Origin of the sequence: Acinetobacter sp. NIPH 284, from assembly GCF_000369425.1 — a bacterium.
In the GTDB taxonomy this organism is placed as follows: Bacteria; Pseudomonadota; Gammaproteobacteria; order Pseudomonadales; family Moraxellaceae; genus Acinetobacter.
Genome location: NZ_KB850011.1, coordinates 815091 through 840223 on the forward strand (window position 1 = coordinate 815091; position 25133 = coordinate 840223).

25 protein-coding genes and 2 pseudogenes are annotated in these 25133 nt (G+C 39.5%); 22 read left to right on the plus strand and 5 right to left on the minus strand.

Features of this window, described 5'->3' with window-relative positions:
• Entirely contained in the window at positions 1–813 is an 813-nt protein-coding gene (gene pabC, locus F908_RS09920) for an aminodeoxychorismate lyase (protein WP_005161148.1), read from the minus strand.
• Between the two features lie 403 nt (positions 814–1216).
• On the opposite strand from pabC, the gene F908_RS09925 reads away from it, so the two are divergent.
• The 6 genes from F908_RS09925 to F908_RS09950 all read left to right on the plus strand — a co-directional run bounded on the left by F908_RS09925 (position 1217) and on the right by F908_RS09950 (position 6721).
• Positions 1217–2224, plus strand: a complete 1008-nt coding sequence (locus F908_RS09925; protein ID WP_005161151.1) for a sulfate ABC transporter substrate-binding protein — start codon at positions 1217–1219, stop codon at positions 2222–2224.
• A gap of 31 nt (positions 2225–2255) precedes the next feature.
• On the plus strand, positions 2256–2858 hold the full coding sequence (locus F908_RS09930; RefSeq protein ID WP_005161155.1) for an RBBP9/YdeN family alpha/beta hydrolase: 603 nt from the start codon (positions 2256–2258) through the stop codon (positions 2856–2858).
• Between the two features lie 77 nt (positions 2859–2935).
• Positions 2936–3769 (plus strand): sulfate ABC transporter permease subunit CysT, encoded by an 834-nt coding sequence (gene cysT, locus F908_RS09935; RefSeq protein ID WP_005161162.1) that lies wholly within the window; start codon positions 2936–2938, stop codon positions 3767–3769.
• Complete coding sequence (gene cysW, locus F908_RS09940) at positions 3766–4650, plus strand: sulfate ABC transporter permease subunit CysW (RefSeq protein WP_005161167.1); 885 nt, start codon at positions 3766–3768, stop codon at positions 4648–4650. Before cysT ends, cysW begins: the two co-directional genes overlap by 4 nt.
• Before the next feature lie 11 nt (positions 4651–4661).
• On the plus strand, positions 4662–5732 hold the full coding sequence (locus tag F908_RS09945; RefSeq protein WP_005161170.1) for a sulfate/molybdate ABC transporter ATP-binding protein: 1071 nt from the start codon (positions 4662–4664) through the stop codon (positions 5730–5732).
• A gap of 65 nt (positions 5733–5797) precedes the next feature.
• The gene (locus F908_RS09950) at positions 5798–6721 is read left to right on the plus strand and encodes a CysB family HTH-type transcriptional regulator (RefSeq protein WP_004959761.1); all 924 of its coding nucleotides are present in this window, start codon (positions 5798–5800) and stop codon (positions 6719–6721) included.
• A gap of 104 nt (positions 6722–6825) precedes the next feature.
• Here F908_RS09950 and carO read toward each other — a convergent pair whose 3' ends face one another.
• Positions 6826–7578 (minus strand): ornithine uptake porin CarO, encoded by a 753-nt coding sequence (gene carO / locus F908_RS09955; RefSeq protein WP_005161185.1) that lies wholly within the window; start codon positions 7576–7578, stop codon positions 6826–6828.
• 292 nt (positions 7579–7870) lie between these two features.
• Between carO and dapD the strand changes: the two genes are divergently transcribed.
• The 6 genes and pseudogenes from dapD to F908_RS09980 all read left to right on the plus strand — a co-directional run bounded on the left by dapD (position 7871) and on the right by F908_RS09980 (position 11444).
• Entirely contained in the window at positions 7871–8692 is an 822-nt protein-coding gene (gene dapD, locus F908_RS09960; protein WP_004661218.1) for a 2,3,4,5-tetrahydropyridine-2,6-dicarboxylate N-succinyltransferase, read from the plus strand.
• Between the two features lie 116 nt (positions 8693–8808).
• Positions 8809–9519, plus strand: a complete 711-nt coding sequence (gene queE, locus F908_RS09965; RefSeq protein WP_005161188.1) for a 7-carboxy-7-deazaguanine synthase QueE — start codon at positions 8809–8811, stop codon at positions 9517–9519.
• A 70-nt stretch (positions 9520–9589) separates the two neighbouring features.
• Positions 9590–10258 carry a 7-cyano-7-deazaguanine synthase QueC gene (queC, locus tag F908_RS09970; RefSeq protein WP_201775130.1) on the plus strand — a complete coding sequence of 223 codons (669 nt, stop codon included), beginning with the start codon at positions 9590–9592 and terminating at the stop codon, positions 10256–10258.
• Between the two features lie 30 nt (positions 10259–10288).
• Positions 10289–10705, plus strand: a complete 417-nt coding sequence (locus F908_RS09975) for a hypothetical protein (protein WP_005161190.1) — start codon at positions 10289–10291, stop codon at positions 10703–10705.
• A 77-nt stretch (positions 10706–10782) separates the two neighbouring features.
• Positions 10783–10912: pseudogene (locus F908_RS16305) on the plus strand (ATPase); the annotation flags it as partial.
• Between the two features lie 19 nt (positions 10913–10931).
• Positions 10932–11444, plus strand: coding sequence for a peroxiredoxin (locus tag F908_RS09980; protein ID WP_005161193.1), 513 nt, complete (start codon positions 10932–10934; stop codon positions 11442–11444).
• A 175-nt stretch (positions 11445–11619) separates the two neighbouring features.
• Here F908_RS09980 and F908_RS09985 read toward each other — a convergent pair whose 3' ends face one another.
• A complete protein-coding gene (locus F908_RS09985) occupies positions 11620–12195 on the minus strand; it encodes a nicotinate-nicotinamide nucleotide adenylyltransferase (RefSeq protein ID WP_081399881.1) in 576 nt (191 codons plus the stop codon).
• A 108-nt stretch (positions 12196–12303) separates the two neighbouring features.
• On the opposite strand from F908_RS09985, the gene F908_RS09990 reads away from it, so the two are divergent.
• The gene (locus F908_RS09990; protein ID WP_005161200.1) at positions 12304–13104 is read left to right on the plus strand and encodes an enoyl-CoA hydratase-related protein; all 801 of its coding nucleotides are present in this window, start codon (positions 12304–12306) and stop codon (positions 13102–13104) included.
• Positions 13105–13205: 101 nt separating this feature from the next.
• Entirely contained in the window at positions 13206–13967 is a 762-nt protein-coding gene (locus F908_RS09995; RefSeq protein WP_005161201.1) for a nitroreductase family protein, read from the plus strand.
• Here the strand turns inward: F908_RS09995 and F908_RS10000 are convergent, their stop codons facing one another.
• Positions 13968–14282, minus strand: coding sequence for a YqfO family protein (locus tag F908_RS10000; protein ID WP_005161204.1), 315 nt, complete (start codon positions 14280–14282; stop codon positions 13968–13970).
• 100 nt (positions 14283–14382) lie between these two features.
• Positions 14383–18213, minus strand: a complete 3831-nt coding sequence (gene purL / locus F908_RS10005; RefSeq protein ID WP_005161208.1) for a phosphoribosylformylglycinamidine synthase — start codon at positions 18211–18213, stop codon at positions 14383–14385.
• Between the two features lie 462 nt (positions 18214–18675).
• Here purL and F908_RS10010 point away from each other — a divergent pair, with 462 nt between their 5' ends.
• The 8 genes and pseudogenes from F908_RS10010 to F908_RS16310 form a co-directional block, all read left to right on the plus strand.
• On the plus strand, positions 18676–20016 hold the full coding sequence (locus F908_RS10010) for a deoxyguanosinetriphosphate triphosphohydrolase (RefSeq protein WP_005161211.1): 1341 nt from the start codon (positions 18676–18678) through the stop codon (positions 20014–20016).
• 56 nt (positions 20017–20072) lie between these two features.
• Positions 20073–20675, plus strand: coding sequence for a Holliday junction branch migration protein RuvA (gene ruvA, locus F908_RS10015; protein WP_005161214.1), 603 nt, complete (start codon positions 20073–20075; stop codon positions 20673–20675).
• Between the two features lie 18 nt (positions 20676–20693).
• Positions 20694–21689 (plus strand): Holliday junction branch migration DNA helicase RuvB, encoded by a 996-nt coding sequence (ruvB, locus tag F908_RS10020; protein ID WP_005161224.1) that lies wholly within the window; start codon positions 20694–20696, stop codon positions 21687–21689.
• A gap of 152 nt (positions 21690–21841) precedes the next feature.
• Positions 21842–22750, plus strand: a complete 909-nt coding sequence (locus F908_RS10025) for a hypothetical protein (protein ID WP_005161225.1) — start codon at positions 21842–21844, stop codon at positions 22748–22750.
• A gap of 152 nt (positions 22751–22902) precedes the next feature.
• Positions 22903–23310 carry a tol-pal system-associated acyl-CoA thioesterase gene (ybgC, locus tag F908_RS10030; protein WP_005161226.1) on the plus strand — a complete coding sequence of 136 codons (408 nt, stop codon included), beginning with the start codon at positions 22903–22905 and terminating at the stop codon, positions 23308–23310.
• 24 nt (positions 23311–23334) lie between these two features.
• On the plus strand, positions 23335–24033 hold the full coding sequence (gene tolQ, locus F908_RS10035) for a protein TolQ (protein WP_004661166.1): 699 nt from the start codon (positions 23335–23337) through the stop codon (positions 24031–24033).
• On the plus strand, positions 24033–24485 hold the full coding sequence (tolR, locus tag F908_RS10040; RefSeq protein ID WP_005161227.1) for a protein TolR: 453 nt from the start codon (positions 24033–24035) through the stop codon (positions 24483–24485). Before tolQ ends, tolR begins: the two co-directional genes overlap by 1 nt.
• 3 nt (positions 24486–24488) lie before the next feature.
• Positions 24489–25133, plus strand: a pseudogene (locus F908_RS16310) (protein TolA); the annotation flags it as partial.

Here is a 25133-nt window from a genome sequence, read left to right on the forward strand (position 1 = left end):
TTAATCAATCTGGCTAAGTTTCAATGTTTCAAATAAATCAAGGTAGGGTTGCTGCTCAAAAGCCCGACCATTAAATCGAATAACTGCTTTCATCGGATGTAAAGCGTTGCAGAAAAATAGACTTTGAATACGTTCAATATCATTAATTTCTACACAACCTTGTTCACATTCAATATTCTGTTGCTTCATACGAGATAGAATCTTGGCTCGCATGACGCCGTGAACGCCATTATAACGAAGTTCTGGTGTAATCCATCGGTCATTTATACGAATAAAACAATTACTGCTCACCCCTTCTACAATATAACCTTGTACATCAGTTACCAATGCTTCAAGCCACCCCTGATGGTCAGCTTCCTGCTTTAATAACACTTGTTCTAAACGGTTTAATGTTTTTAAACCCACTAAATGCGGCATATTCAAACCTAGAGCATGATTGAGTACTCCACTCTCAATCCACTCTGGTTGAAAAACTTGCATGACTTTAGGGTAATACCAAACATAAACATCAGCAGCATGTAAAGGTAAGCTATATCCTCGATCTCCCTCACCTCGACTAATCACAATTTTTAAAGTGCCATTCAAGGTAAAATGCTGTTGTTGTAGTTGTGCTAAGGTTCTATCTACGACCGATAAATCCACATCAAGACTTAATCTTTGGCAAGCCAATGCCAAACGAGCAAAGTGTAATTGTTTTAGTTCAAACGTATCTTGAAAAATTCGCGCAGTGGTAAAGCAACCATCTCCATAATGAAAGGCTCGATCTAACAACGGAATCGAATCAATCAATTGTCCATTTTTATAACACTGCATGATCAAAAATTCAGTCTCCAACACATCGTCATCATACCCTGAAACCTAAGTTTGGCAAAAGCATGTACACAATCCACGCCTCATTCATCATGATCTAGAATCCAATCGTTTATTAACAACTCGAATTAGCACGGACTCTCTAAATATATTCAGGCTTAATCTACCGAAACTCATTTTTAAATAAACATTCAATATGAATCAAATTCAACATTTTGTTTTATAGCTATATACAAAACAATTATCAGAAATTCAGCATAAGTTATCTCTTTTTTATATTTCTTTTTTATTCATATCAAATTCGATTTTAATTATTTTTTTTGCAAAAAAACTGGCGCTATGCTGCATCCATATTCCAAACAATGATTGAAGGTCTGCTGATAACAGATCGATTTAAGGGGTTTTTATGCGTTTTTCTCAAGTTAAAGTCGGTGTTATTGCCGCATTACTTTCAGTTTCTTCATTTGCGGCACAAGAATTTTTAAATGTGTCTTATGACCCAACTCGTGAGCTATATACAGATTTTAATAAGCAATTCGGTGCATTCTGGAAACAGCGTACAGGACAGGATATTGAGTTTAAGCAATCTCACGGTGGTTCAGGCAAACAAGCACGTGCCGTTATTGATGGTCTAAATGCTGATGTCGTAACACTAGCACTTGCTGCGGATATTGATGAAATCGCTGAAAATGCAAAATTACTTCCAGCTGATTGGCAGAAGAAACTACCAAATAACTCCACGCCTTACACCTCAACGATTGTTTTCCTTGTACGTAAAGGCAACCCAAAACAAATTAAAGATTGGGGTGATCTGGTTAAACCAGGTGTAGAAATTATTACACCAAATCCAAAAACATCAGGTGGCGCACGTTGGAACTATTTAGGTGCTTGGGCATGGGCAAAACACCAAAAAGGTGGTAACGATGCTAAGGCACAAGAATTTGTTCGCCAAATTTACAAACAAACCAAAGTACTTGATTCAGGTGCACGTGGCGCAACCACTACATTTGCTGAACGCGGCATCGGTGATGTTTTACTGGCTTGGGAAAATGAAGCATTCCTAGCAGTACGTGAACAACCAGGTAAATTTGAGATCGTTACACCGTCACTTTCAATTTTGGCTGAGCCTCCAGTGGCGGTTGTAGAAAAAAATGCTGAGAAAAAAGGTAATTCACAAATCGCTCGTGGCTATTTGAACTACTTATATTCTCCAGCGGGTCAGGAAATTGCAGCACGTAACTTCTATCGTCCTCGCAACGTAGCTGTTTTAAAGAAATATAGCACCACTTTTAAGCCTCTGAAGCTTGTCACGATCGATAAAGAGTTTGGTGGTTGGACAAAAGTACAAAAAACTCATTTTGATAATGGCGGTATTTTCGATCAAATCGTCAAGATCAACAGCACCACAAAATAATTTACTAACTAGGTAAATAAGGAGAGCGGACATGATTCATACCGTAATTGTTCCTGGTGTTGGTGGTAGCGAAGCTCAACATTGGCAATCTTGGTTACAACAACAACTCGTATCTAGCTCTCGCGTTCAACAGAAACATTGGGACCGACCCGTTTTAAACGAATGGGTTGCTCAATTTGTTAAAACCGTTGCAACTATAGAAGCACCAATACAAATTGTTGCTCATAGCTTTGGCTGTTTAACCAGTGTTGCTGCTTTAGCTGAACATCCAGAGTTACAAACAAAAGTAAAAAAATTAATTTTGGTTGCACCTGCAAATCCTGCACGGTTTGGCGAAGCAGGCTTTGCTCGTCACAGCTTGACTGATTACAAACAGTATTTTCATCAGCTCAATATTGATGTACCAACCACCTTATTAATCAGTGAAAATGATCCTTGGTTAGGTTATTTCGATGCTTTACAACTGGCTCAAGCTTGGAAACTGACACCCATCAATTTGGGGCAAGTAGGTCACATCAATGTGGCATCTGGATTTGGCCCTTTTCCAGACATCCTTAATTACATGTTGCCTGAAAAAAAACTGCAACCTGTAACTCGAATGAGTCAGGCAAATTTTAATTTGAAATTTGCCTAGATTCCGCTCTCAGTATTTTTGGTTTTAGTGTTATTTATTTGCTGGTTTTAGCAAATATTTCTCTTTGAGGAAATATCATGTCGCAGCGTTCCCGAGTGCTGCCTGGGTTTGGTCTGTCTTTGGGCTTCACCCTCGCTTATGTATCTTTTATCGTACTTATTCCTTTATCAGCTGTATTTATCCGATCTTTAGGAATCGGATGGGATGGTTTATGGGAAATCTTAACTTCAGAACGAATCCTAAAGTCACTGCAACTTAGTTTCAGTGCGGCATTGATTGCTGCGCTAGTGAATGTGATTTTTGGATTATTATTGGCATGGTGCTTAGTTCGCTATAGTTTTCCAGGTAAAAGAATTGTCGATGCATTAGTCGATTTACCTTTTGCCCTACCAACAGCTGTTGCAGGGATTGCTCTCACTTCTTTATACGCACCAACAGGTTGGATTGGTCAACATTTAGAACCCTTAGGGATTCAAGTTGCATATACCCCAATTGGTATTACCCTTGCATTGATTTTTATTGGATTACCCTTTGTTGTTCGAACAGTACAACCAGTTCTCAGCGATATTGAAACTGAACTTGAAGAAGCAGCTTCTGCACTGGGTGCAAATCGCTGGCAAACCATTACTAAAATCATTTTACCCATCCTATTCCCTGCACTATTAACAGGCTTTGCTTTGGCATTTGCCCGCGGTGTTGGTGAATATGGCTCCGTCATCTTTATTGCAGGCAATCAACCGTATAAAACAGAGATTGCTCCCCTCATGATCATTTCTCGTTTAGAAGAATATGATTATGCAGGCGCAACAACGATCGCTGTAGTTATGCTCGTTCTCTCATTTGCCATCTTATTTTTAATTAATTTAGTTCAAGCATGGGCAAGCCGTCGTACAGGGAGAACTGCGCAATGAGTTTAAATACGAATAGCAATGCTTTAGCCATAAAGTTGCAATCTCGTGATTCAACCCGTGAACCAACATGGGTCCGTTATACATTAATTGGTATTGCACTGATTTTCTTCTTAAGTTGCTTAATACTACCGCTCATTTTGGTTTTTGTTGAAGCATTTAAACAAGGTCTTTCAGTTTACATCAATGCCTTAACTGATTCTGACACCCTGTCGGCAGTCAAACTAACCTTATTGACAGCAGCGATTGCTGTACCGATTAATGTAGTTTTTGGTGTCGCGGCTGCTTGGGCTGTGGCTAAATTCCAGTTCCGTGGCAAAGCCATCTTGACCACCATTATTGATATGCCATTTTCAGTCTCCCCTGTAATTGCAGGTTTAATGTTGGTTCTGATTTTTGGTTCACAAGGTTGGGTTGGCGGTTGGTTAATGGATCACGATATTAAAATCCTGTATGCCGTACCTGCCATTGTTTTAGCCACAATTTTTATTACTGTTCCTTTTGTTGCTCGTGAATTAATTCCACTCATGGAAGCACAAGGGACCGAAGAAGAAGAAGCTGCGATTGTACTCGGTGCTTCAGGTTGGCAAACCTTTTGGAAAGTGACCCTACCAAATATTAAATGGGGTTTGATTTACGGTGTGATTCTGTGTAATGCCCGTGCAATGGGAGAGTTTGGTGCGGTGTCTGTGGTTTCAGGACACATCCGCGGTGAAACCAATACCCTGCCGTTACACGTCGAGATTCTTTATAACGAATATACCTTTAGTGCTGCATTTGCTGTGTCTTCATTACTGGCATTTTTAGCGATTATCACATTGATCTTGAAAACTTGGTTAGAAATACGCCAAGACCAAGCAAATGAACATCAACCGAATCACTAAGGAATGAACACATGAGTATTCAAGTTAAAAATATTGAAAAACACTTCGGTGCATTCCATGCACTCAAAAATATCTCTTTAGACTTTCCTGAAGGTGAATTAGTCGCTTTGCTTGGTCCTTCAGGCTGTGGAAAAACAACATTATTACGCATCATCGCGGGTTTAGAATCTGCTGATCATGGTCAAGTTTTACTTGAAGGCGAAGATGCGACCAATATCCATGTTCGTGAACGTCAAGTCGGCTTTGTGTTCCAGCATTATGCCCTGTTCCGCCACATGACTGTGTTTGACAATATTGCCTTTGGCCTACGTGTTCGCCCACGCGCCACACGCCCATCAGAAGCCGAAATTAAAAAACGTGTCACGCGCTTATTAGATTTGGTTCAACTTGGATTCTTAGCTGATCGTTACCCTGCTCAACTTTCAGGTGGACAACGTCAACGTATTGCACTAGCACGCGCTCTTGCAGTAGAACCACGTGTTTTGTTACTCGATGAGCCTTTCGGTGCACTAGATGCCAAAGTTCGTAAAGAATTACGCCGTTGGTTACGAACCTTACATGATGAACTACATATCACATCTATTTTTGTTACACATGACCAAGAAGAGGCTTTGGAAGTCGCAGACCAAATTATTGTCATGAATAAAGGTGATGTTGAACAAATTGGTTCACCTCGTGAAGTTTATGAAAAACCAGCAACACCCTTTGTTTTTGATTTCTTAGGTCAAGCAAATCGTTTTGAAGGCGAACATACTAGCGGTATCATCCGCATTGGTGATGATCGAATCCAACTGCCAACCTCATTAGAAGCACCGCAAGGAAAAGTGATTGCATTTGCACGACCAAATGAATTACATATTCATACCCGTCCCCAAGCGAATACGATTGAGGCAACGTTTATACGTGAAGTCTGGATTGCGGGCAAAGTGATTGCGGAGTTACAAGATCGCAGTGGACGTACCATTGAGATTTTACTTAGTGTGGAAGAAGCAAATTTACATCAATTTAGACCGAATCAAACCGTCTGGATTAGTGCAGCTCAACTTCATTTATTTGCAGACCAAACGACTCAAGTTGCTTAGAATAATATCTTGAGGGCGATTAAATAAGTTTGATCGTTCCTCATCTTTTATGTGGAAAAATTATTATGAACTTTCAACAACTCAGAATTATTCGAGAAACTGTTCGCCAAAACTTTAATTTAACTGAAGCTTCTGCGGCACTTTATACCTCCCAATCTGGTGTCAGTAAGCACATTAAAGATTTAGAAGATGAGTTAGGTGTACAACTCTTTGTACGTAAAGGTAAACGCTTGCTCGGTTTAACTGAACCAGGTCAATCGTTATTAAGCATTGTGGAGCGTATGTTAGTTGATGCTGACAATATTAAACGTCTCGCAGATGATTTTAATAAAGTTGATGAGGGGACATTAACGATTGCAACAACGCATACCCAAGCACGGTATGTTCTTCCACCGATTGTGAATCAGTTTAAAAAATTATTCCCAAAAGTACATTTGGTTTTACAACAAGCGAGTCCTGTTGAAATCGCAGAAATGCTACTCCAAGGTGAAGCAGATATTGGTATCGCAACTGAATCTTTGACGACGGAAGAGAACTTAGCTAGCGTACCTTATTATGAATGGCATCATAGTATCATTACACCTAAAGACCACCCTTTGACTAAATTAGATAAAATTAGTTTAGATGTCTTGGCCGAATATCCATTAATTACATATCATGGCGGCTTTACTGGACGCTCTAAAATCGATAAGGCATTTGAAGATGCTCATATACATGCCGATATCGTGATGTCCGCCTTAGATGCCGACGTCATTAAAACCTATGTTGAACTCAATATGGGGGTGGGTATTGTCAATGATGTCGCTTATGACACAGACAAAGATTATCGCTTAGAACAATTAAAAACTGATGTTTTTGGAGTGAATACAACTTGGATTGCTGTGCGTAAAGGACATCTTTTACGTGGCTATGGTTATGAATTTATTTCTTTATGTTCTCCAAAAACAAACATCAAAGAACTTAAAAAAGTGGCTTATCCCGAAGAATAAATCAAACAAAATGAATGACTTTACTACTATTAGCCATTTATTTTCACCTAAAATATGAGCATAAAAAACGAGCTCAAAGCTCGTTTTTATGAAGAGTTGGGGGATTAGAACTTAAAGCTCACACCCACTTTAGCCACTGGCATCCACTCATAGCGACTCTTATTCGCAATTTTGTCTTGCTCATCAGCAACTGCCTGATTAATCGGCTTAGCTCCGTTAACACCTTTTAAGTTGTAAGCATCAAGTTTTACGTCAGGGTTACCTGTGTAGTAAGCACCAACTTCACCAAATAAACCAATATTTTTATACACTGGTGCATTCAAACCTAAACCGACATAAGGCGCGATGTTATTTTTATATGACATTTTGCCACGTACACCACCCTCTTGCCCAGGATTAACAACTTCATAATCATTGTTGTCAATTGTTAAAGTACGACCTGCTGATGTACGTTTCTGAAGATCATAATCATTATCAAGATACCCAACACCTGCTGCTACATAAAGCGAACGAGCGAACGCATTTTGACTCGCACCCCATGGATAAAGTTCAGCATTTAAATATGTGTTGTTATTCTCCATATCAAGATCATATTTGGTGCCATCAATTTTGACATCATCAGACCATGAAATATCGCCACCATTGTAACCAAGGCTTAAACCTACATATGGATTAACACGATAAGAAATTGCACCACCATAACCTGTAGTACCCACTTCAGCACGAACTGAAACTGGATCTAAGTATGAAGGAAACGTAGAACCTGATTCCTTCACAACTTGTTCATCTGCTGCTAAAGCAGAACCTGCAATCGCTGTTAATGCACCTGCAGCTAAAATAACGCGCAAAGCTTTCATTGAAGTCTCCTCAAAAAATACTTTTATCTAAGGTATAGTTGTTACTGTAGTAAAATCTTAAAAGAATGATTGATATCTTTTTATACAGAAACTGATTACTTTTTGTTATTTTTTGATACAAATTCAAAATAATTGTATATTTCAAAATAATGGATAAAAAACAATTAAATCCGAATTTAGTACAATTTTATTGATTAATTTTAAAACACTTTATTGTAACGACTTTTTTCAAAGATTCTTGTATCAAATTAGTGTAAAATCTCGGAAATTTATTTTTGGAAGAATGAAGATCATGTCTCAGCTTTCTACAATCATTGAACAAGCCTTTGAAGACCGTGCAAACTACAGTGCAGCAGATTGCCCTACTGAAATTCGTCAAGCTGTTGAAGAGGCGCTAACAGGTTTAGACAATGGTACACTTCGTGTCGCTGAAAAAATCGATGGTGAGTGGGTTGTTCACCAATGGCTAAAAAAAGCTGTTTTACTTTCATTCAAACTGAATGACAACCAGCCAATCGAAGCATGTGATCTACAGTTTTATGACAAGGTTGCAACAAAATATTCAGGTTGGACTGAAGAACAATTTAAAGCTGCTGGTGTCCGTGTTGTACCACCTGCTGTTGCTCGTCGTGGTAGCTTCCAAGCGAAAAATGTCGTATTGATGCCATCGTATGTCAACATCGGTGCATATGTTGATGAAGGCACTATGGTTGATACTTGGGCAACTGTGGGTTCATGTGCTCAAATCGGTAAAAACGTTCATTTATCTGGTGGTGTTGGTATCGGTGGTGTACTCGAACCATTACAAGCAAATCCAACGATTATTGAAGACAACTGCTTCATCGGTGCTCGTTCAGAAATCGTTGAAGGTGTGATTGTTGAAGAAGGTTCAGTGATTTCAATGGGCGTATTCATTGGTCAATCAACTAAAATCTTTGATCGTGAAACAGGTGAGATTCACTATGGTCGCGTACCAGCAGGTTCAGTCGTTGTTGCAGGTAGCCTTCCATCGAAATGTGGTACTTACAGCCTTTATGCTGCAATTATTGTGAAAAAAGTAGATGCGAAAACACGTGCAAAAACTAGCTTGAACGATTTATTACGTGCAGACTAATTTATAACGTTTCTCGGAGTTTCATCGCTCCTCGTCTCTACGATCAGCTATGGTCGTAGAGATTTTGTTTTTTATGTACTTGCTGCTTATGTAGCAACTGTTTGTGGTAACTATTTATGGCTTCCTTACGTTCTTCTGCAATTCCTGTATCTGATCCTGCGGCTGGTTTACGTATTACCGAGATCTTCTATTCTTTGCAAGGCGAAGCGAATACTTTTGGTTTACCGACCGTTTTTATTCGTTTAACGGGTTGTCCTTTACGTTGTAGTTATTGTGATACGACTTATTCATTTGAAGGTGGTGAACGTTTATCCCTTGAAGAGATTATCGAAACAGCAAGCCAACATAAAACACCTTATATCTGTGTGACAGGTGGCGAACCGCTTGCACAACCAAACTGTCTGATTTTATTACAACGTCTTTGTGATCTTGGATTTGAAGTTTCACTTGAAACCAGCGGTGCTTTAGATGTATCGAAAGTTGATCCTCGTGTTTCCAAAGTGTTGGATTTAAAAACACCAACGTCTAATGAAGATCATCGTAATTTACTTACCAATCTCGACTATTTAACACAGCATGATCAGATTAAATTTGTGATTTGTAATCGTGCCGACTATGAATGGTCTAAACAACAACTGGGAAGTTTCCAGTTGCAAGATAAAGTCAGTACAGTATGGTTCTCTCCTGCTTTCGCGGTAGAAAAAGGTACTGTTGCTCTGCCTGCTCTTGCACGTGATTTAGCTCAGTGGATTTTAGATGACCATCTCCCTGTTCGCTTTCAATTACAGTTACATAAGCTGTTGTGGAATGATGAATCTGGTCGCTAATCATCTTGTGACTGTCTCAAATGAGGCAAATCATCTACGAATAATTTTAGGTTGAATAATGGAAAATAATATGCGTTCTCGTGCCATCGTATTATTGTCTGGCGGTTTAGACTCGACAACATGTCTCGCTTGGGCACAAGCAAACTATGACTGTATCGCTTTAAGTTTTATGTATGGTCAGCGCTCTACAACTGAGCTTGATGCAGCCAAAGCACTCGCACAACGTGCAGGTGTAGAACATCGTGTGATTAATATTGATTTAGGCAATTTAGGCGGCTCTGCGCTTACAGATCATAACATTGATGTACCTGAACAATTACAAGAAGGGATTCCTGTAACTTATGTTCCAGCACGTAACACAATTTTTCTATCCTATGCTCTTGCAGCAGCTGAGGTATTTGACGCTCAAGCCATTGTGATTGGTGTCAATGCTGTTGATTACTCAGGATATCCTGACTGCCGTCCTGAATTTATTGACGCTTTTGCCAATCTTGCGCGTTTGGCAACAAAGGCGGGCGTGGAAGGAAAACCCCTTAAAATTGAAACACCTTTGTTACATTTATCCAAAGCGAATATTATACGCTTAGGTATCGAACATGGCGTAGACTATAGCCAAACAGTATCCTGCTATCAGGCAGATGCTCAAGGACGTGCGTGTGGCAAATGCGACAGTTGCCGTTTACGCCAACAAGGTTTTATCGAAGCAGGTATTGCGGACCCTACACGCTATACCGAATAGACGATATAGGGTTATAATTAGGTACAATATATGAAGTTTTTAAAATCAAATCTTATTCTTTCTACAATGATGTCAGCGACTGCTTTATTTGCAATGGCAATTCACGCAGCTGATAATCCATTACAAGCAGCATATAAAAGTACCAATGTAAAATCTGCATTGATTAACGTCTGTAAGGAACAAACCACTAAAGGTGGTAAGTTATCAGCTGCGGAAGTGAGTAAATTTTGTGGTTGCCAAATTGATGCTCAAGGGAAAGTAACTGAAGCTCAAAAATGGGAAATTCAAAGCGCAATCAATGCGAAGAAAAGCCCAAGTTCTTTAGCATTTGTACAGCAACAAAATAAAGAATTACAAGCTTGCCTAGGTGCACCACTGGTGTCTAAGCTTGAAAAGTTAACTGAAGAAGCAATGAAAGCTGCTCAGCAACAAGCTCCTAAAAAGTAAGCTTGTATTATTCAGATTAAAGCCTGCATAAATGCAGGCTTTTTTGTAGGCTCTGTTAAACTTTCCTTTATGTTAAAGAGGATGGAAAATTCCATACCATTGTGATTGACAGGACAAGGTTTTAACAAAGCAATTCCTATACGTCACGGTGAAATTGTTTATCATGAAGAATATGCTTTTTTACCACTTGAACTAGATCACGCTTAGCTTTATAGAAGGAATAAAAATGTCTGAGAATATTGAATTACCGAATCATACTTTTTCAACTACACAAGGTGAAGTCAATCTTGCTGAGTTAGGCAGCGAATGGCTTGTCATTTATTTCTACCCCAAAGATTCAACCCCAGGTTGTACGACTCAAGCTATTGGATTTTCGTGTTTAAAAGATCAATTTGAAGGATTAAATTGTCAAATTTTTGGAGTCTCTAGAGATTCTGTTAAAGCACATCAAAATTTCACGGAAAAACAAGCGCTCACAATTGATTTAATTAGTGATAAAGAAGAAGTGTTATGCAAACATTTTGATGTCATCAAAGAAAAAAATATGTATGGCAAACAAGTCATGGGCATTGAGCGTTCAACTTTTATTTTTCACAACAAACAGTTAGTGAAAAGCTATCGCAAAGTTAAAGCTGCTGGTCATGCTGAACAAGTATTGGAAGATTTAAAAGCATTGCAAGGCACTTCATTACGCATGAGGAGCATCGCTCCGCAAGATTCAAACTTTGACCAGTGTTGATCATTCGGCATTGTACGAGGCATAGCGAGTAGTGAATTTGGTTTGACGATTAAATTTTACTTACTCGCTATTTTTTATACAGCAAATCTCAACAGAACCTAGTTTATCCATCAAAAACACACGAATCTTTCCATATTCGTGTTTTCATCGATTTTCTGCTTAAAGAACTAAAATCTTAAAAACATTCATCCAAATTACTTTTATCACCCGCAAGATATTTATGCTGCAATTCCACATAGACTTTTGTATTTTTAAATTCAGTCAGAAATTCAATCGTGCCTTTAGGGAAAAATTCAGTTTGAATCTCTCCCCGATAATAGGCTTCTCGCATAGGCGTGGCTGAAATAGAATCTTTTAAACTATCCAACTCAACCATCTGCCATTCTGGAAATAAAGCTAAATAATACGAAGATTCATCTTTGAAGTGACCAATCAAACCTACTTTTGCATTTGGCTGAACCACTTGATTGACCAATGTTTTGACTTGTTTGACCCATTTTTCATCGTTATACACATCAACCACATGCACGAAATGAATCCGTTTCTGCTCATCTTCTGAAAAATTAGACAGAATCATTTGCTCACGTTCATGGGCTAAAAATGGGTTTTTGATATTCCGTTCTGATTGCGCTGAACCCAATGCCAAGATCACGTTCTGACTTTGTTGTAATGCAATTTCAATGGTTTGTAGATGCGCTAAATGAAAAGGCTGAAAGCGTCCAATAAAAACGAGATAGTCAAATGTGTACATAGGCGTAATTTCACTTTTTGTGAACTCATCAGTTGCGCCATTTAGGTAAATATGCGACATAATGAGGACACTTAAAAAATCAATCTGGATTAAAGCAAGGATAGTACGATGACACTTAGCTGTATTCAACAACCTCATCAACATTTGCAAGCAAATTTAGAAGATGGCGTACTCACCTTAGCCATTAACCGTTCAGAAGCAAAGAATGCACTTTACGGCGAACTTTATCTATGGATTGCAAAAGCATTAGATGAAGCTGATACAAATAAAGATGTACGTGTTGTTATTTTCCGTGGTGCAGAACAAGATTTTACTGCGGGTAATGACATGAAAGATTTCATGGCCTTTGTGCAAAAGCCGTATGAAGGCAAAGCAGGCGATCAACCACCATTTGTGTTATTAAAAGCTGCGGCTCGTTTTTCTAAACCACTGATTATTGGAGTGAAAGGCGTAGCAATCGGGATCGGTGTAACGATCTTATTACATGCTGATATCGTATTTGCAGACAATACTGCCCTATTCCAAATTCCATTCGTCAGCCTAGGCCTTTCTCCTGAAGGTGCTGCGAGCCGTTTATTGGTCAAACAAGCAGGCTATCAGAAAGCGGCTGAATTATTATTCACAGCGAAGAAATTTGATGCTGCAACAGCAGTAAAAGCAAATCTCGTGAATGATGTCGTTGAGGATGTTTATGCAACCGCACAACAAACAGCTCAACATTTAGCAGCATTACCTTTAGCGTCTCTAAAACAAAGTAAAGCGCTAATGAAAAAAGACCTAGCTGAAATTATTGCTTGCGTCGATGAAGAAGCTGAAATCTTTATGCAGCGTGTCCGTTCACCTGAAATGATGGAAGCTGTACAAGCATTTATGCAAAAACGTAAGCCTGACTTCTCACAGTTCAATTAATACATTACACTGTTTTTATATAAACCACTTAGTCAAAACTCGGTGGTTTTTTTATTTAACGTCCCAATATGAACAACAATCTTATAGGAACATTTATTCTCATGTCTGAACAAAATCAAACCGACAAAAAACGCTACTACGAACCTGCCACTCAAGATATTGATGTTGCCAATTTCCGTAAAGTCATTGAAAGCCGTCGTTCAGTACGTAAGTTCACGGATAAACCGATTCCAAGTGAGATTTTAGATGAATGTTTAGATTTGGCACTGCTTGCACCCAACTCATCAAACTTACAGCCGTGGACATTCTATGTGGTGCAAAATCCAAGTAAGAAAAAGCAACTGGTTAAAGCATGCTTAGGACAGCTTGCTGCTAAAACTGCATCAGAATTGATCGTATGCGTGGCGCGTACAGATCGTGTTGATGAAATGGCAAAACGAAATATTAGCGAATTTCCATTTCCTGAAGCCCCTGCAATGGTACAAAAATATTACCGTTTTATCCCCTACAACTACAAAACAGGTTATTTCAATGCATTAGGTAACTTCAAAAAAGTTGCATTTAAAGTAGCCCGTACACTTGATAAACAACTTCCTGTGACTGCATTTAACCCTGCCGATGCTAAATTATGGGCAACTAAAACCACTGCTTTAGCATGTGAAAATTTGGTATTGGCTTTACGTGCCTATGGTTTTGACAGTTGTATGATGGAAGGCTTTGATGAGCCTTTAGTTCGTAAAATTTTAAAATTAAATGATCAACAGTATCCTGTCATGGTGATTGGTGCAGGTGAACGGGCTACAGATGGTGTGTTCTTCCCGCAGTATCGTTTTGATCGTGATTTATTTATTCAAAAAGTATAATTATTCAATATCTAATATTTGAATAAACTCAAAGGCAGGCTCTTCGTAAGGATGGCTTGCCTTTAATACCTTTGCCACAACACTGGCTTTATCTTCAGGCACAATAGTTTCTACACGCCACTCTTCAAGTTGTTCCAGTTCATCCAACTGCCCTAAAAATGGATTTGCACCTTTAATAGGTTTAAATTGCCCTATTCCTTTCACTTGCCAAGCACAATGTTCATAATTACCAATACCACCTGCTCCTGCTTCAAAAATAGCAAGTTTGGTTAATTCAAGGTGTGATTCAGGCACGTAATAAATCAGTTTTAGCATATTCTTTTTGATTTGATTGTTCTTGTTCATTCATCGTTATTTTATATTGAATCCAAGAATAAAATAAGCCACCTGACGGTGGCTTATTTTTTATTTCATATTAACCAATGAATTTACGTGCGTTGCGGAACATACGCAACCAAGCACCATCTTCAGCCCAATCTTCAGGCTTCCAAGAATGTTGTAAAGCACGGAAGTTACGCTCTGGGTGTGGCATCATTACTGTTGCACGACCATCTTTAGAAGTTTGTCCTGTAATCGCTTCAGGTGAACCATTCGGGTTCAATGGATAGTGCTGAGTTGGATTACCCAAACTATCTACATAACGCAAGATCACTTGGTTCTCTGCATTTAAAGCAGCAAGTTGTTGTTCTGTCGCAACTAAACGACCTTCACCATGCGCAACTGCGATTGGTAAAATCGAACCTTGCATATCTTCAAGCAACACAGAAACAGATTTCTCTACGCGAACATTCACTGCACGCGCTTCAAATACTTCTGACATGTTACGGTGGAAACGTCCCCAATGCTCTGCACCAGGAATCAGCGGAGCAAGTTGTGACATCATTTGACAGCCGTTACATACGCCTAAGCTGAATGTATTTTCACGGTGGAAGAATTGTTCGAACTGATCACGTAGTTTCGCATTGAACAATACTGATTTCGCCCAGCCACCACCAGCACCCATCACGTCACCGTATGAGAAGCCGCCACATGCCACTAAACCTTCAAAGTCGCTTAAGCTCACACGACCTGCAAGTAAATCACTCATGTGTACGTCGATAGTATTGAAGCCAACTTTGTCAAAAGCAGCAGCCATTTCTACATGACCATTTACACCTTGCTCACGCAAAATTGCCATATTTGGACGACGTGTATTGATAAACGGCGCTTCAACTGGCTCATTTAAGTCATATGTTGGTTGTGCAATTAAACCTTTGTGGTTCTTATCTGCAATTAAGGCAAATTCTTGATCAGCTGTTTCAACGTTGTCACGTAAACGTTGGATCTGATGTGACACTTCAGCCCAAGCTTGTTGTAATTCAGCACGCTCAAGCGTTAAACCATTTACAACCAATTGATCAGTTGTATTCACACGACCAACAACAGCAATTGTATCTTTCAAGCTAGATGCTGCAACTTCAACTTCTAACTGCGCCCAATCAGCAGCCGTAATTTGAAGTACTGCACCAATTTCTTCAGCAAATAAGCTATCAGTTGATTGATTTTCTAGAGCAACACCTAAACGCGATGCGAACATCATTTCAGCAACAGTTGCCAATAGACCACCATCACCGATGTCATGGTAAGCTTTGATCACACCACGATTGTTCCAGTCTTGAATCAAGGCAAAGAATGCTTTGAAGTCATCAAAACTATCAACATCAGGGGTAACAGAGCCGATTGCTTTATAGACTTGCGCAAGGATCGAACCACCTAAACGGAATTGACCTTTAGATAAATCAATACGTACAAGTACTGAGTCTGCTAAGTTCTTCAGTTCAGGTGTTAATGTTTTACGTACATCTAAAACAGGTGCAAACGCAGTGATTACGCCTGTCATTGGAGAAGTTACGGCTTTATCTTCACCATCATTCCAAGTGGTACGCATTGAAAGTGAGTCTTTACCGACAGGAATAGCGATACCCAATGCAGGACACATTTCCATACCAATCGCTTTCACACCTTCAAACAAAGCTTGGTCTTCACCTTTTTGACCAGCAGCAGCCATCCAGTTTGCAGAAAGTTTGATATCGCTGATTTGTTCGATGTTGGCACACGCAATATTGGTAATTGCTTCCGCAACCGCTAAACGCGCTGATGCGGCTGGATTTAACAAAGCAACTGGTGGACGCTCACCCATTGCCATTGCTTCACCCGTGAAGCCTTGCAAGCTTGTTGTCGTTACCGCTGCATCTGCGACAGGCACCTGCCAACGGCCAACCATTTGATCACGTGCAACCATACCTGTAATCGAGCGGTCACCAATGGTGATCAGGAATGATTTAGACGCAACTGTTGGATTCTTCAATACGCGGAAAATCGCATCTTTCAAATCAACTTTTGATGCATCAAAGTCGTTACCTTTACGTTCAATCGTTTCATACGAACGTTGCATACGTGGCGTACCACCCAACATGACTTGCATTGGGATATCGACTGCATTGTTTTCAAATAATGGATCTTCAACAGTCAAATGACGTGCTTCAGTCGCTTCACCAAGTACTGCAAACGGACAACGCTCACGTGCACAAATTTCTTCAAACTGTTCTAAAGATTCTGGACGAATCGCTAACACATAACGTTCTTGCGCTTCATTTGACCAGATTTCCATCGGGCTCATGCCTGGCTCTAAAGATGGAATCTTACGCAGGTTCAATACAGCACCTAACTCGTGATCATTCACTAGTTCAGGCATCGCATTTGATAGACCACCCGCACCCACGTCGTGTACAGACACGATTGGGTTAAAGTCTTCTAAGCGCCAGCATGTATCAATGACTTCTTGGCAACGGCGTTCCATTTCTGGGTTTTCACGTTGTACTGAAGCAAAGTCTAAGCTCTCACCCATAGTACCGCTGTCTACAGATGATGCAGCACCACCACCAAGACCGATTAACATGGCAGGACCACCCAATACAATGAGTAAGTCACCTGGTTGAATCGCATCTTTTTCAACGTGGTCAGGACGAATGTTACCGTAACCACCAGCGATCATAATTGGTTTATGGAAGCCTTTAACTTCACCATTCACATTCTGTTCGAAGGTACGAAAATAACCATTCAATGCAGGACGACCAAACTCGTTGTTAAACGCCGCACCACCCAATGGACCTTCAATCATGATTTGTAATGGCGATGCCATACGTGAAGGTTTACCGTAGTTTTCTTCCCAAGGCTGTTCGAAACCAGGGATATTCAAGTTAGAAACCGTAAAGCCTGTTAAACCTGCTTTTGGTTTACCACCACGACCTGTTGCACCTTCATCACGGATTTCGCCACCTGAGCCAGTTGCAGCACCAGCAAATGGAGAAATTGCTGTTGGGTGGTTATGCGTTTCAACCTTCATTAGAATATGAGCGGCTTGGCTCTTATATTTATAAACAAAGTGACCATTTTCATCCGCTTTTGGATAAAAACGCATCGTGTCATAACCCACGATCACAGAGGCATTGTCTTTATACGCCGACAATACATCTGTTGGAGATTCTTTATAAGTATTCTTAATCATTTGGAACAATGATAATGGTTGTTTTTCACCATCAATTGTCCATTCAGAACCAAAGATTTTATGACGACAGTGTTCAGAGTTAGCCTGAGCAAACATCATTAACTCGATGTCATTTGGATTACGACCCAGCTTAGTAAATGCTTCGGTTAAGTAATCAATTTCTTGCTCAGATAAAGCAAAGCCAAACTCATTATTCGCTTTAACTAATGCTTCTTTACCTTGACCCAAGATATCAATTGAGTTGAGTGGCTTCGGCGCAGTTTCTGAGAATAAAGCTTTTGCATCTTCAATTTGAGCAAAAACTGTTTCCGTCATACGGTCATGAAGCACTTGTTTAACTTCATTCGTAATTTCAGTGACACCTTTTAACGTGAATAAAAGACCACGTTCTAGACGGTGTACTGGTGTATTACAGTTTTGGAAAATATCCGTTGCTTTAGATGACCATGGCGAGATTGTCCCCACACGTGGTGTGACTAAAATCTGGATTTCATCACTTGCAGCTTGGCGAAGTTCGAAAGATTGACCATCGTTTAAAAGTTGTAATGCCGATTGATGTTGCTGCTCGTTGAGCGCTTGATCAAACAAATAAACCCACTGGCTGTCAAAAGATTGAACATAACTCATTGACGCTAAACGGTTTAAGAGTTGAGCTTTCTTAAAAGAAGAATGTGCTGATGCACCGGCCACGATAAACATGTTGACTTTGGCTCCACGGGTGGGTCTAACGAACCTACCGCAATGTGACTTATGAGAGAGCGCATATTCTACTGTGAAAGCCTTCTTTCAGCTAGCCATCCATCTTAAAAATCAGAGTTTTCTATCCCAAATCACTTAATTTCTTATCGCTTTATGGGTTTAGTATATTCGTAACAATTCGTTTAGCCTGCTGTATAAATCATATTTCTTGTTTACAATTCTTCTTTTGTAGAAATACCAAACTGAAAAAAGAATTGATCATTGCCTGTAAATGACTCTTTTACGCCACCATCAACACCTTATACAAGCAACATATGCGAACCAACAAATGCCTTAAATTATGATTGAATACAAAACTATAAACGACAACATACTTATCTAAGACAACTTGTGTCGCCCTGCACTAGTGCTTTAATCTTTTTTTTGGCATGATGAAAATGAACTCATAGTGAATAATGATGAATGGAACAAATGCGTTGGTTGGAATTGCTGTCTGCAATTCGTTTAGGCAGTAAAAAAAGCAGTACCGAATTGGCTCGAAGCCCCTTCCACAAAGATTATGACAGAATTATATTTTCTCAAAGCTTTCGCCAACTGAATAGAAAAACACAGGTTCATCCACTCACTCAACATGATGGAATTCATACACGATTAACTCATTCGCTTGAAGTCTCTTGTATTGGTCGTTCACTTGGCATGTTAGCCGCAGAAAAAATCAAAGATGAATTACCGATGTGGATTTCACCAGCAGATGTTGGTGCAATTATTCAGGCAGCTTGCCTTGCACATGACATTGGTAATCCCCCCTTTGGACATGCAGGTGAATATGCGATTCGGGAATGGTTTGATGATGCATCGCATCGTGACTTTCTCAGCCAATTAACACCCGAAGAAGCAGCAGATGTACGTCAGTTTGAAGGCAATGCACAAGGACTTCGTCTACTTAGTCGTATTGATTATCATCCTGATGATGGTGGCATGCGTTTGACCTGTGCCACACTCGGAGCTTATTTAAAATATCCATGGTTATCTAAAACCATTGAAGAACAAGGCGATATGCCATCGCATCAAAGAGCAAAATTTGGTTGCTATCAATCTGAAAAAGAAATCTTAAAACAATTGGCTGAACAGCTCGGCTTAATTCAACTCGGTGAATATCATTATTGTCGTCATCCGCTCACTTATTTATTAGAAGCTGCGGATGATATGTGTTATGCCCTCATTGATTTAGAGGATGGCATTATTCTCAATATGCTGAGTTACGATGAGGTTGAACCCATTTTTCTGAATTTGATTGCCGACTTTGGTCGTCCTGAAGAGTTGCACTTACCCCATACCACATGGCAGCAAAAAATCGCAGCTTTGCGTGGGCGTGTGATGAAACGTCTTGTCGATGAAGTCACTACTGCTTTTGCTAAACATCATTATGAAATTTTAACGGGTCAGCTTAAAGGCGGTCTTTTACAATATTGCTCACCCGATATTGAAATAGGCATTCAAACAGCGAAAAATCTTGCTAGAGATCGAATTTTTGAACATCCTCAAAAATCTGGTTTAGAAATTATTGCACATCAAAGCCTACAAACGATTTTGGATGCATTTATTCCATTAACCATGCCACATAAGACCTTAAGCTTTAAAGAGCAACGTTTGATGTCGATTTTGCAACATTCAGGCGTAAATCTGCAAAACAACCACTATAATAATATTATGCAAGTTCTCGATATTATTAGTAAGTTCTCGGATCATCAGGCTTATAGCTTGGCGCAAGAGTTGCAAGGCAATAAAGTTGGGTTCTTTTAAAACAGAGAACTTTATCTTTTAATTTGAATTTTCAAAACAACAGTGAAACAAGTTTTATGATCGGATGTTTAATTGGCGAAGTGTTTGCCTTAGAAGCCCCAACCGTATTGCTGAATGTAAATGGTGTAGGCTATGAAATTGACACACCACTTTCGACATTTTGCCAATTACAAAAAGGACAGAAAGTCACTTTATGGACACATTTGGTGGTTCGAGAAGATGCACAGCAACTGTATGGTTTTAGTGATGCACAAGAGAAAATTATTTTTCGTACTTTACTCAAGGTCAATGGTGTCGGTCCTAAAATGGCGCTCGGTATTCTTTCGACTTTGAGCGTGGACATGCTCATCCATACAGTCGAACATGCTGATGTAAAAACACTGGTCAAAGTCCCAGGAGTTGGTACGAAAACAGCTGAACGTTTAATGATTGAACTACGTGATCGTTTTAAAGCATTTTCAAGCACGACCGTTTCAAATAATACAGCATCCGCTCAAATACAGTTCACTGGAAATTCTGCTGTTGCCGAAGCTGAAGCCGCTTTACAATCACTGGGCTACAAACCACTTGAAGCACAAAAATTGATTCAAGCCGTTAAAGCAGATTTTACCGAAGCCAGTGATATTATCCGAGCTGCACTTAAGTCATTGAATAAATAAAGATAGACCGAACTCATTATGCAAGACCGTTTAATCAGTGGTTCTGAAAAACCAGAAGATCATTTTGATCGTGCGATTCGCCCAACCTCTCTTGAAGACTATATTGGTCAGCCAGTGGTACGTGAGCAAATGGAAATCTTTATTGGTGCTGCACGAGGTCGTGGTGAAGCACTCGACCACACCTTGATTTTTGGTCCACCGGGTTTAGGTAAAACCACATTGGCGAATATTATCGCACGCGAAATGGGCGGTAATTTAAAATCCACCTCTGGTCCTGTATTGGAACGAGCTGGAGATTTAGCGGCGATGCTGACCAATTTGGAAGAAGGCGATGTCCTTTTTATTGACGAAATCCATCGTCTATCCCCTGTTATTGAAGAGATTCTTTATCCGGCAATGGAAGATTACCAATTAGATATTATGATTGGTGAAGGTCCTGCTGCCCGCTCAATTAAATTAGATTTACCACCTTTCACTTTAGTTGCAGCAACAACGCGTGCGGGGCTACTCACCTCGCCTTTACGTGACCGCTTTGGGATTGTTCAACGTTTAGAATTCTATTCTGTTGAGGACTTAACCTATATTGTCACTCGTTCGGCAAACTTGATGGATGTTCCGATTACCAAAGAAGGTTCAACTGAAATCGCTAGACGTGCACGTGGTACGCCACGTATTGCCAATCGTTTATTACGTCGTGTTCGAGATTATGCGCAAGTGAAAGGCACGGGTGAAGTGACTCAAGAGATGGCACAACGTGCTTTAGACATGCTTAATGTAGATAAAGATGGTTTAGATACTTTAGACCGTCGTTATCTCAGTATGTTACTTGAGCGTTTTGAAGGTCGTCCAACAGGTGTTGAAGCTTTAGCAGCCGCGATGGCTGAAGATAGCGGAACACTTGAAGATGTAATCGAACCTTATTTAATCCAACAAGGTTATGTCATGCGTACTGCACGTGGTCGTATTGCAACAAATATGGCTTATTTACAGTTTGGTATGACACCACCTGAATAAAGACATTATAAAATGCGCTTTTATGGAAAAGTAACATAATATAAAATTTCGCATCTTAATATAAAATACATGTTTTCTTGCTATAATTACGTAGTTAAAAGAAATAAACTTTCATTTTAACTACATAAAATCTAATACATTAAGGTAAGAAAATGACGAATAAAATATTGGCTTCTGTTTTATGCTCTGGGGCATTATCATTAACAGCATGCGGTGGTGGAAGCAGCGACAGTACAAATAACCAAACAAAAAATGATAGTAAAGAAAAACTAGATTATAATAAATCAGAAACTATCGACATCATTAATGAACCTGTGGTAAATCTTTCCAATCAATCTGAAAATTTACTACTTAATATTGCAGTACTTGCTGATGGAGCTTATGCGCGAGCCACTGCGATTGACTCTAAGTTACCCTGCATATCTGGTACAGCAACAGTGAATACAGACAATAGCGTAACGCTCAATAACTGTAAGCTCATGGCTGATAATACAGGAACGACGATCTCGGTTTCAGGTAATATCCAGTCTAATACTGCAAAATCAGGTACCTCAACCAAAAGTGAGCTTACCTTGACAAATATGAATATTGACACGGCCGATGAATCAATTTCAGTCAATGGTAAATTAAAATATACATATACAATTATTAGTGACAACTTAACTCAAAGCTTATTTGAATCTAATCAAGCCACTTACAAGTTCATAGATAAAACAAATAACAACAGTATTTATCAATATACTCTAAACAATTATGCACTCACTTCAAATTTCAATGCATCTACTGGCAACATAGAAGATATAGCGAAAGGACAATTAAGTGGCGAAATTAGAGGTAAGGTTTTCTCTGTAAACTTTAACTCTAATTTTAAATTTTCAACAGAAAGTGATTTTTATGCTTTAAAGCCAAGTGCTGCAAAAGTTGAAATCGTTGATCTCTATAATCAACAAAATACCATATCAATTACTCAAACAATTGGTGGTCAAGCATTAGTGAGTGCTTATGCCAATGCAAAACTTGTACAAGGTTATCCAAAAACAGTTGATTGGAACGAGTTGTAATAATTGTTGTTCACCTTCCACTTTAAGCCCTAATCATTAGGGCTTAATTTTTCAATGATCTAGCAATATGTTATTTATTACTATTCCCATCCTATCATTGACGCAATATCATTCCCTCAATTGCTCGCAGTATGCAGAAATAGGTTAAGGATATGGCTAATCATTTTGAATTTAATATTCGTGTATATATTGAAGATACAGATGCAGGTGGTATCGTTTACCATGCCAATCACATTCGTTTTATGGAACGCACACGCACTGAATGGTTACGTGCAGCAGGCATCGATCACTACTGGCATCAACAAGACTACAACTTCGTTGTACATCAAATTCAGGTGAAATATGTACGCCCTATATTAATGGACGATTTAATTACCGTTACAGCACGTGTTATTTCGTGTAAAGCCGCGTCTTTTGTGTTGCAACAAAATATTTATCGTGGTGAAATCTTGCTTGCTTCAGGTGAGGTTACGTTGGCATGTTTAAACAAAGAGTTAATGCCACGTAGACTTCCTGAAGAAATACGTGATCTGATTCAAAAAGAATTAGCACAGGACTAAAAATAAACTTTCGGCACTCAACTTATGGCAACTAATTTAGAATCTTCTCTACATATTTCTGACCTGATTTTACAAGCCAGCCCAGTCGTGCAATTGGTCATGTTGATCTTATTACTAGCGTCAATTTTCAGCTGGTACTTAATTGCCAAATTACATATGGGTTTTAAAAAAGCAGCTCAAGATGATGAGCATTTTCAAAAAATGTTCTGGTCAGGTGCCGAATTAAACACGCTCTACAATAATGCTCAGTTAAACTCGAAACGTAGTGGCCTAGAAGATATTTTTTATCAAGGTTTAGGTGAGTTTTTTAAACTACAAAAACGCAAAGCAGATACCAATCAAACCATTGAAGGTACTGAACGTATTCTTCGTGTCGGTCTAAGTCGTGATCAAGGCGGTTTAGAACAAGGTTTAGGAGCGCTTGCGAGTATTGGTTCTGTTGCGCCTTATATCGGCTTATTCGGTACGGTTTGGGGCATTATGAATGCCTTTATTGGCCTTGCTGCCGTTGATCAAGTTACTTTGGCAACCGTAGCACCGGGTATTGCTGAAGCACTTATTGCAACGGCAATCGGTTTATTTGCAGCAATTCCTGCTGTGCTGGCTTTTAACCACTTCACAGCGAAAGGTGAATCTATTTACTCAGATCGTGCGTTATTCGCAGAAGAAATGGTCGCTCTTTTACAGCGTCAAGCGATTGGATCGACACAGGAAGATGCATAATGGCAATTCAACGATCTGGGCGTTTTGAACGCATTAAAAAACCACTGAAAAGTGATATGAACGTTGTACCCTATATTGACGTTATGTTGGTACTTTTAGTCATTTTTATGGTCACTGCACCTATGATTACCAACGGCATCAAAGTTGATTTGCCCCAAGCGAATAATAATCCTATCGAATCGAAAGACATGCCTGCAATGGTAACGATTGGCAAAGATGGCAATATTTATTTGCAATACCAAGATCATAAAGATAGTGAACCTCTTTCACTTGAGCAGCTTGAAGCTATTTTGAGTGATGCTCAAAAGCAAGCGGAACAAGAAAATAAACAACTCACCGTATTAGTAAATGGTGATAAATCTCGCCCCTATGGTGAGGTTGTATCACTCATGGCTAGTTTACAAGAAACCGGTTTAACTCAAGTTGGTTTACTGACAGAGCCATTAAAGTAAGTTATGAAAAAATTTCAAGAGCCACCTTTTAAACAAAATGCAATTGCGCTAGGTTTTACCCTTGGGGTACATGCAATTGCGATTGTTGGCTTGCTTTTCTTAGGTCTAAGTAAACCGCCTGAGCAACCGAAAAAACTGACGACTGTTCTCATCAAGCCAGAAGATTTACCACCACCGATGGCAAAACCTGTAGAACAGGAAACGACTGCTGAAAATCAAGCGGAAGAAATATTAAGCCCTGTTGTAGATAATACTCAACCTGAAAATGTTCCTGTCACTCCACCAACGCCTACTGCACAGCAACTCGCTGATGCAAAACAAAAAGCAAAAGAAGCAGCCCAAGCAAAACAAGCAGAAGAACAACGCAAAATTGCCGAAAAACAACGTGCAGATGAAGAAGTAAAACGTCAAACAGAACAAGCTACTGCTGATAAAGCTGCAAAAGACAAAGCCGCTGCCGATAAAGCTGCAAAAGACAAGGCCGCTGCCGATAAAGCTGCTAAAGACAAAGCCGCTGCTGATAAAGCTGCTAAAGACAAAGCCGCTGCTGATAAAGCTGCAAAAGACAAAGCTACTGCTGATAAAGCTGCTAAAGACAAAGCCGCTGCTGATAAAGCTGCTAAAGACAAAGCCGCTGCCGATAAAGCT

Coding starts and splice junctions, on each gene's coding strand:
- pabC (WP_005161148.1), bottom strand. CDS start 813: ATGCAGTGTTATAAAAATGGACAATTGATTGATTCGATTCCGTTGTTA.
- dapD (WP_004661218.1), top strand. CDS start 7,871: ATGTCTCAGCTTTCTACAATCATTGAACAAGCCTTTGAAGACCGTGCA.
- F908_RS09945 (WP_005161170.1), top strand. CDS start 4,662: ATGAGTATTCAAGTTAAAAATATTGAAAAACACTTCGGTGCATTCCAT.
- F908_RS10000 (WP_005161204.1), bottom strand. CDS start 14,282: ATGCTAAAACTGATTTATTACGTGCCTGAATCACACCTTGAATTAACC.
- carO (WP_005161185.1), bottom strand. CDS start 7,578: ATGAAAGCTTTGCGCGTTATTTTAGCTGCAGGTGCATTAACAGCGATT.
- tolR (WP_005161227.1), top strand. CDS start 24,033: ATGGCAATTCAACGATCTGGGCGTTTTGAACGCATTAAAAAACCACTG.
- F908_RS09930 (WP_005161155.1), top strand. CDS start 2,256: ATGATTCATACCGTAATTGTTCCTGGTGTTGGTGGTAGCGAAGCTCAA.
- queE (WP_005161188.1), top strand. CDS start 8,809: ATGGCTTCCTTACGTTCTTCTGCAATTCCTGTATCTGATCCTGCGGCT.
- cysW (WP_005161167.1), top strand. CDS start 3,766: ATGAGTTTAAATACGAATAGCAATGCTTTAGCCATAAAGTTGCAATCT.
- F908_RS09995 (WP_005161201.1), top strand. CDS start 13,206: ATGTCTGAACAAAATCAAACCGACAAAAAACGCTACTACGAACCTGCC.
- F908_RS09975 (WP_005161190.1), top strand. CDS start 10,289: ATGAAGTTTTTAAAATCAAATCTTATTCTTTCTACAATGATGTCAGCG.
- ybgC (WP_005161226.1), top strand. CDS start 22,903: ATGGCTAATCATTTTGAATTTAATATTCGTGTATATATTGAAGATACA.
- ruvB (WP_005161224.1), top strand. CDS start 20,694: ATGCAAGACCGTTTAATCAGTGGTTCTGAAAAACCAGAAGATCATTTT.
- F908_RS09985 (WP_081399881.1), bottom strand. CDS start 12,195: ATGTACACATTTGACTATCTCGTTTTTATTGGACGCTTTCAGCCTTTT.
- queC (WP_201775130.1), top strand. CDS start 9,590: ATGCGTTCTCGTGCCATCGTATTATTGTCTGGCGGTTTAGACTCGACA.
- F908_RS10025 (WP_005161225.1), top strand. CDS start 21,842: ATGACGAATAAAATATTGGCTTCTGTTTTATGCTCTGGGGCATTATCA.
- F908_RS09925 (WP_005161151.1), top strand. CDS start 1,217: ATGCGTTTTTCTCAAGTTAAAGTCGGTGTTATTGCCGCATTACTTTCA.
- cysT (WP_005161162.1), top strand. CDS start 2,936: ATGTCGCAGCGTTCCCGAGTGCTGCCTGGGTTTGGTCTGTCTTTGGGC.
- F908_RS10010 (WP_005161211.1), top strand. CDS start 18,676: ATGGAACAAATGCGTTGGTTGGAATTGCTGTCTGCAATTCGTTTAGGC.
- tolQ (WP_004661166.1), top strand. CDS start 23,335: ATGGCAACTAATTTAGAATCTTCTCTACATATTTCTGACCTGATTTTA.
- F908_RS09950 (WP_004959761.1), top strand. CDS start 5,798: ATGAACTTTCAACAACTCAGAATTATTCGAGAAACTGTTCGCCAAAAC.
- ruvA (WP_005161214.1), top strand. CDS start 20,073: ATGATCGGATGTTTAATTGGCGAAGTGTTTGCCTTAGAAGCCCCAACC.
- purL (WP_005161208.1), bottom strand. CDS start 18,213: ATGTTTATCGTGGCCGGTGCATCAGCACATTCTTCTTTTAAGAAAGCT.
- F908_RS09990 (WP_005161200.1), top strand. CDS start 12,304: ATGACACTTAGCTGTATTCAACAACCTCATCAACATTTGCAAGCAAAT.
- F908_RS09980 (WP_005161193.1), top strand. CDS start 10,932: ATGTCTGAGAATATTGAATTACCGAATCATACTTTTTCAACTACACAA.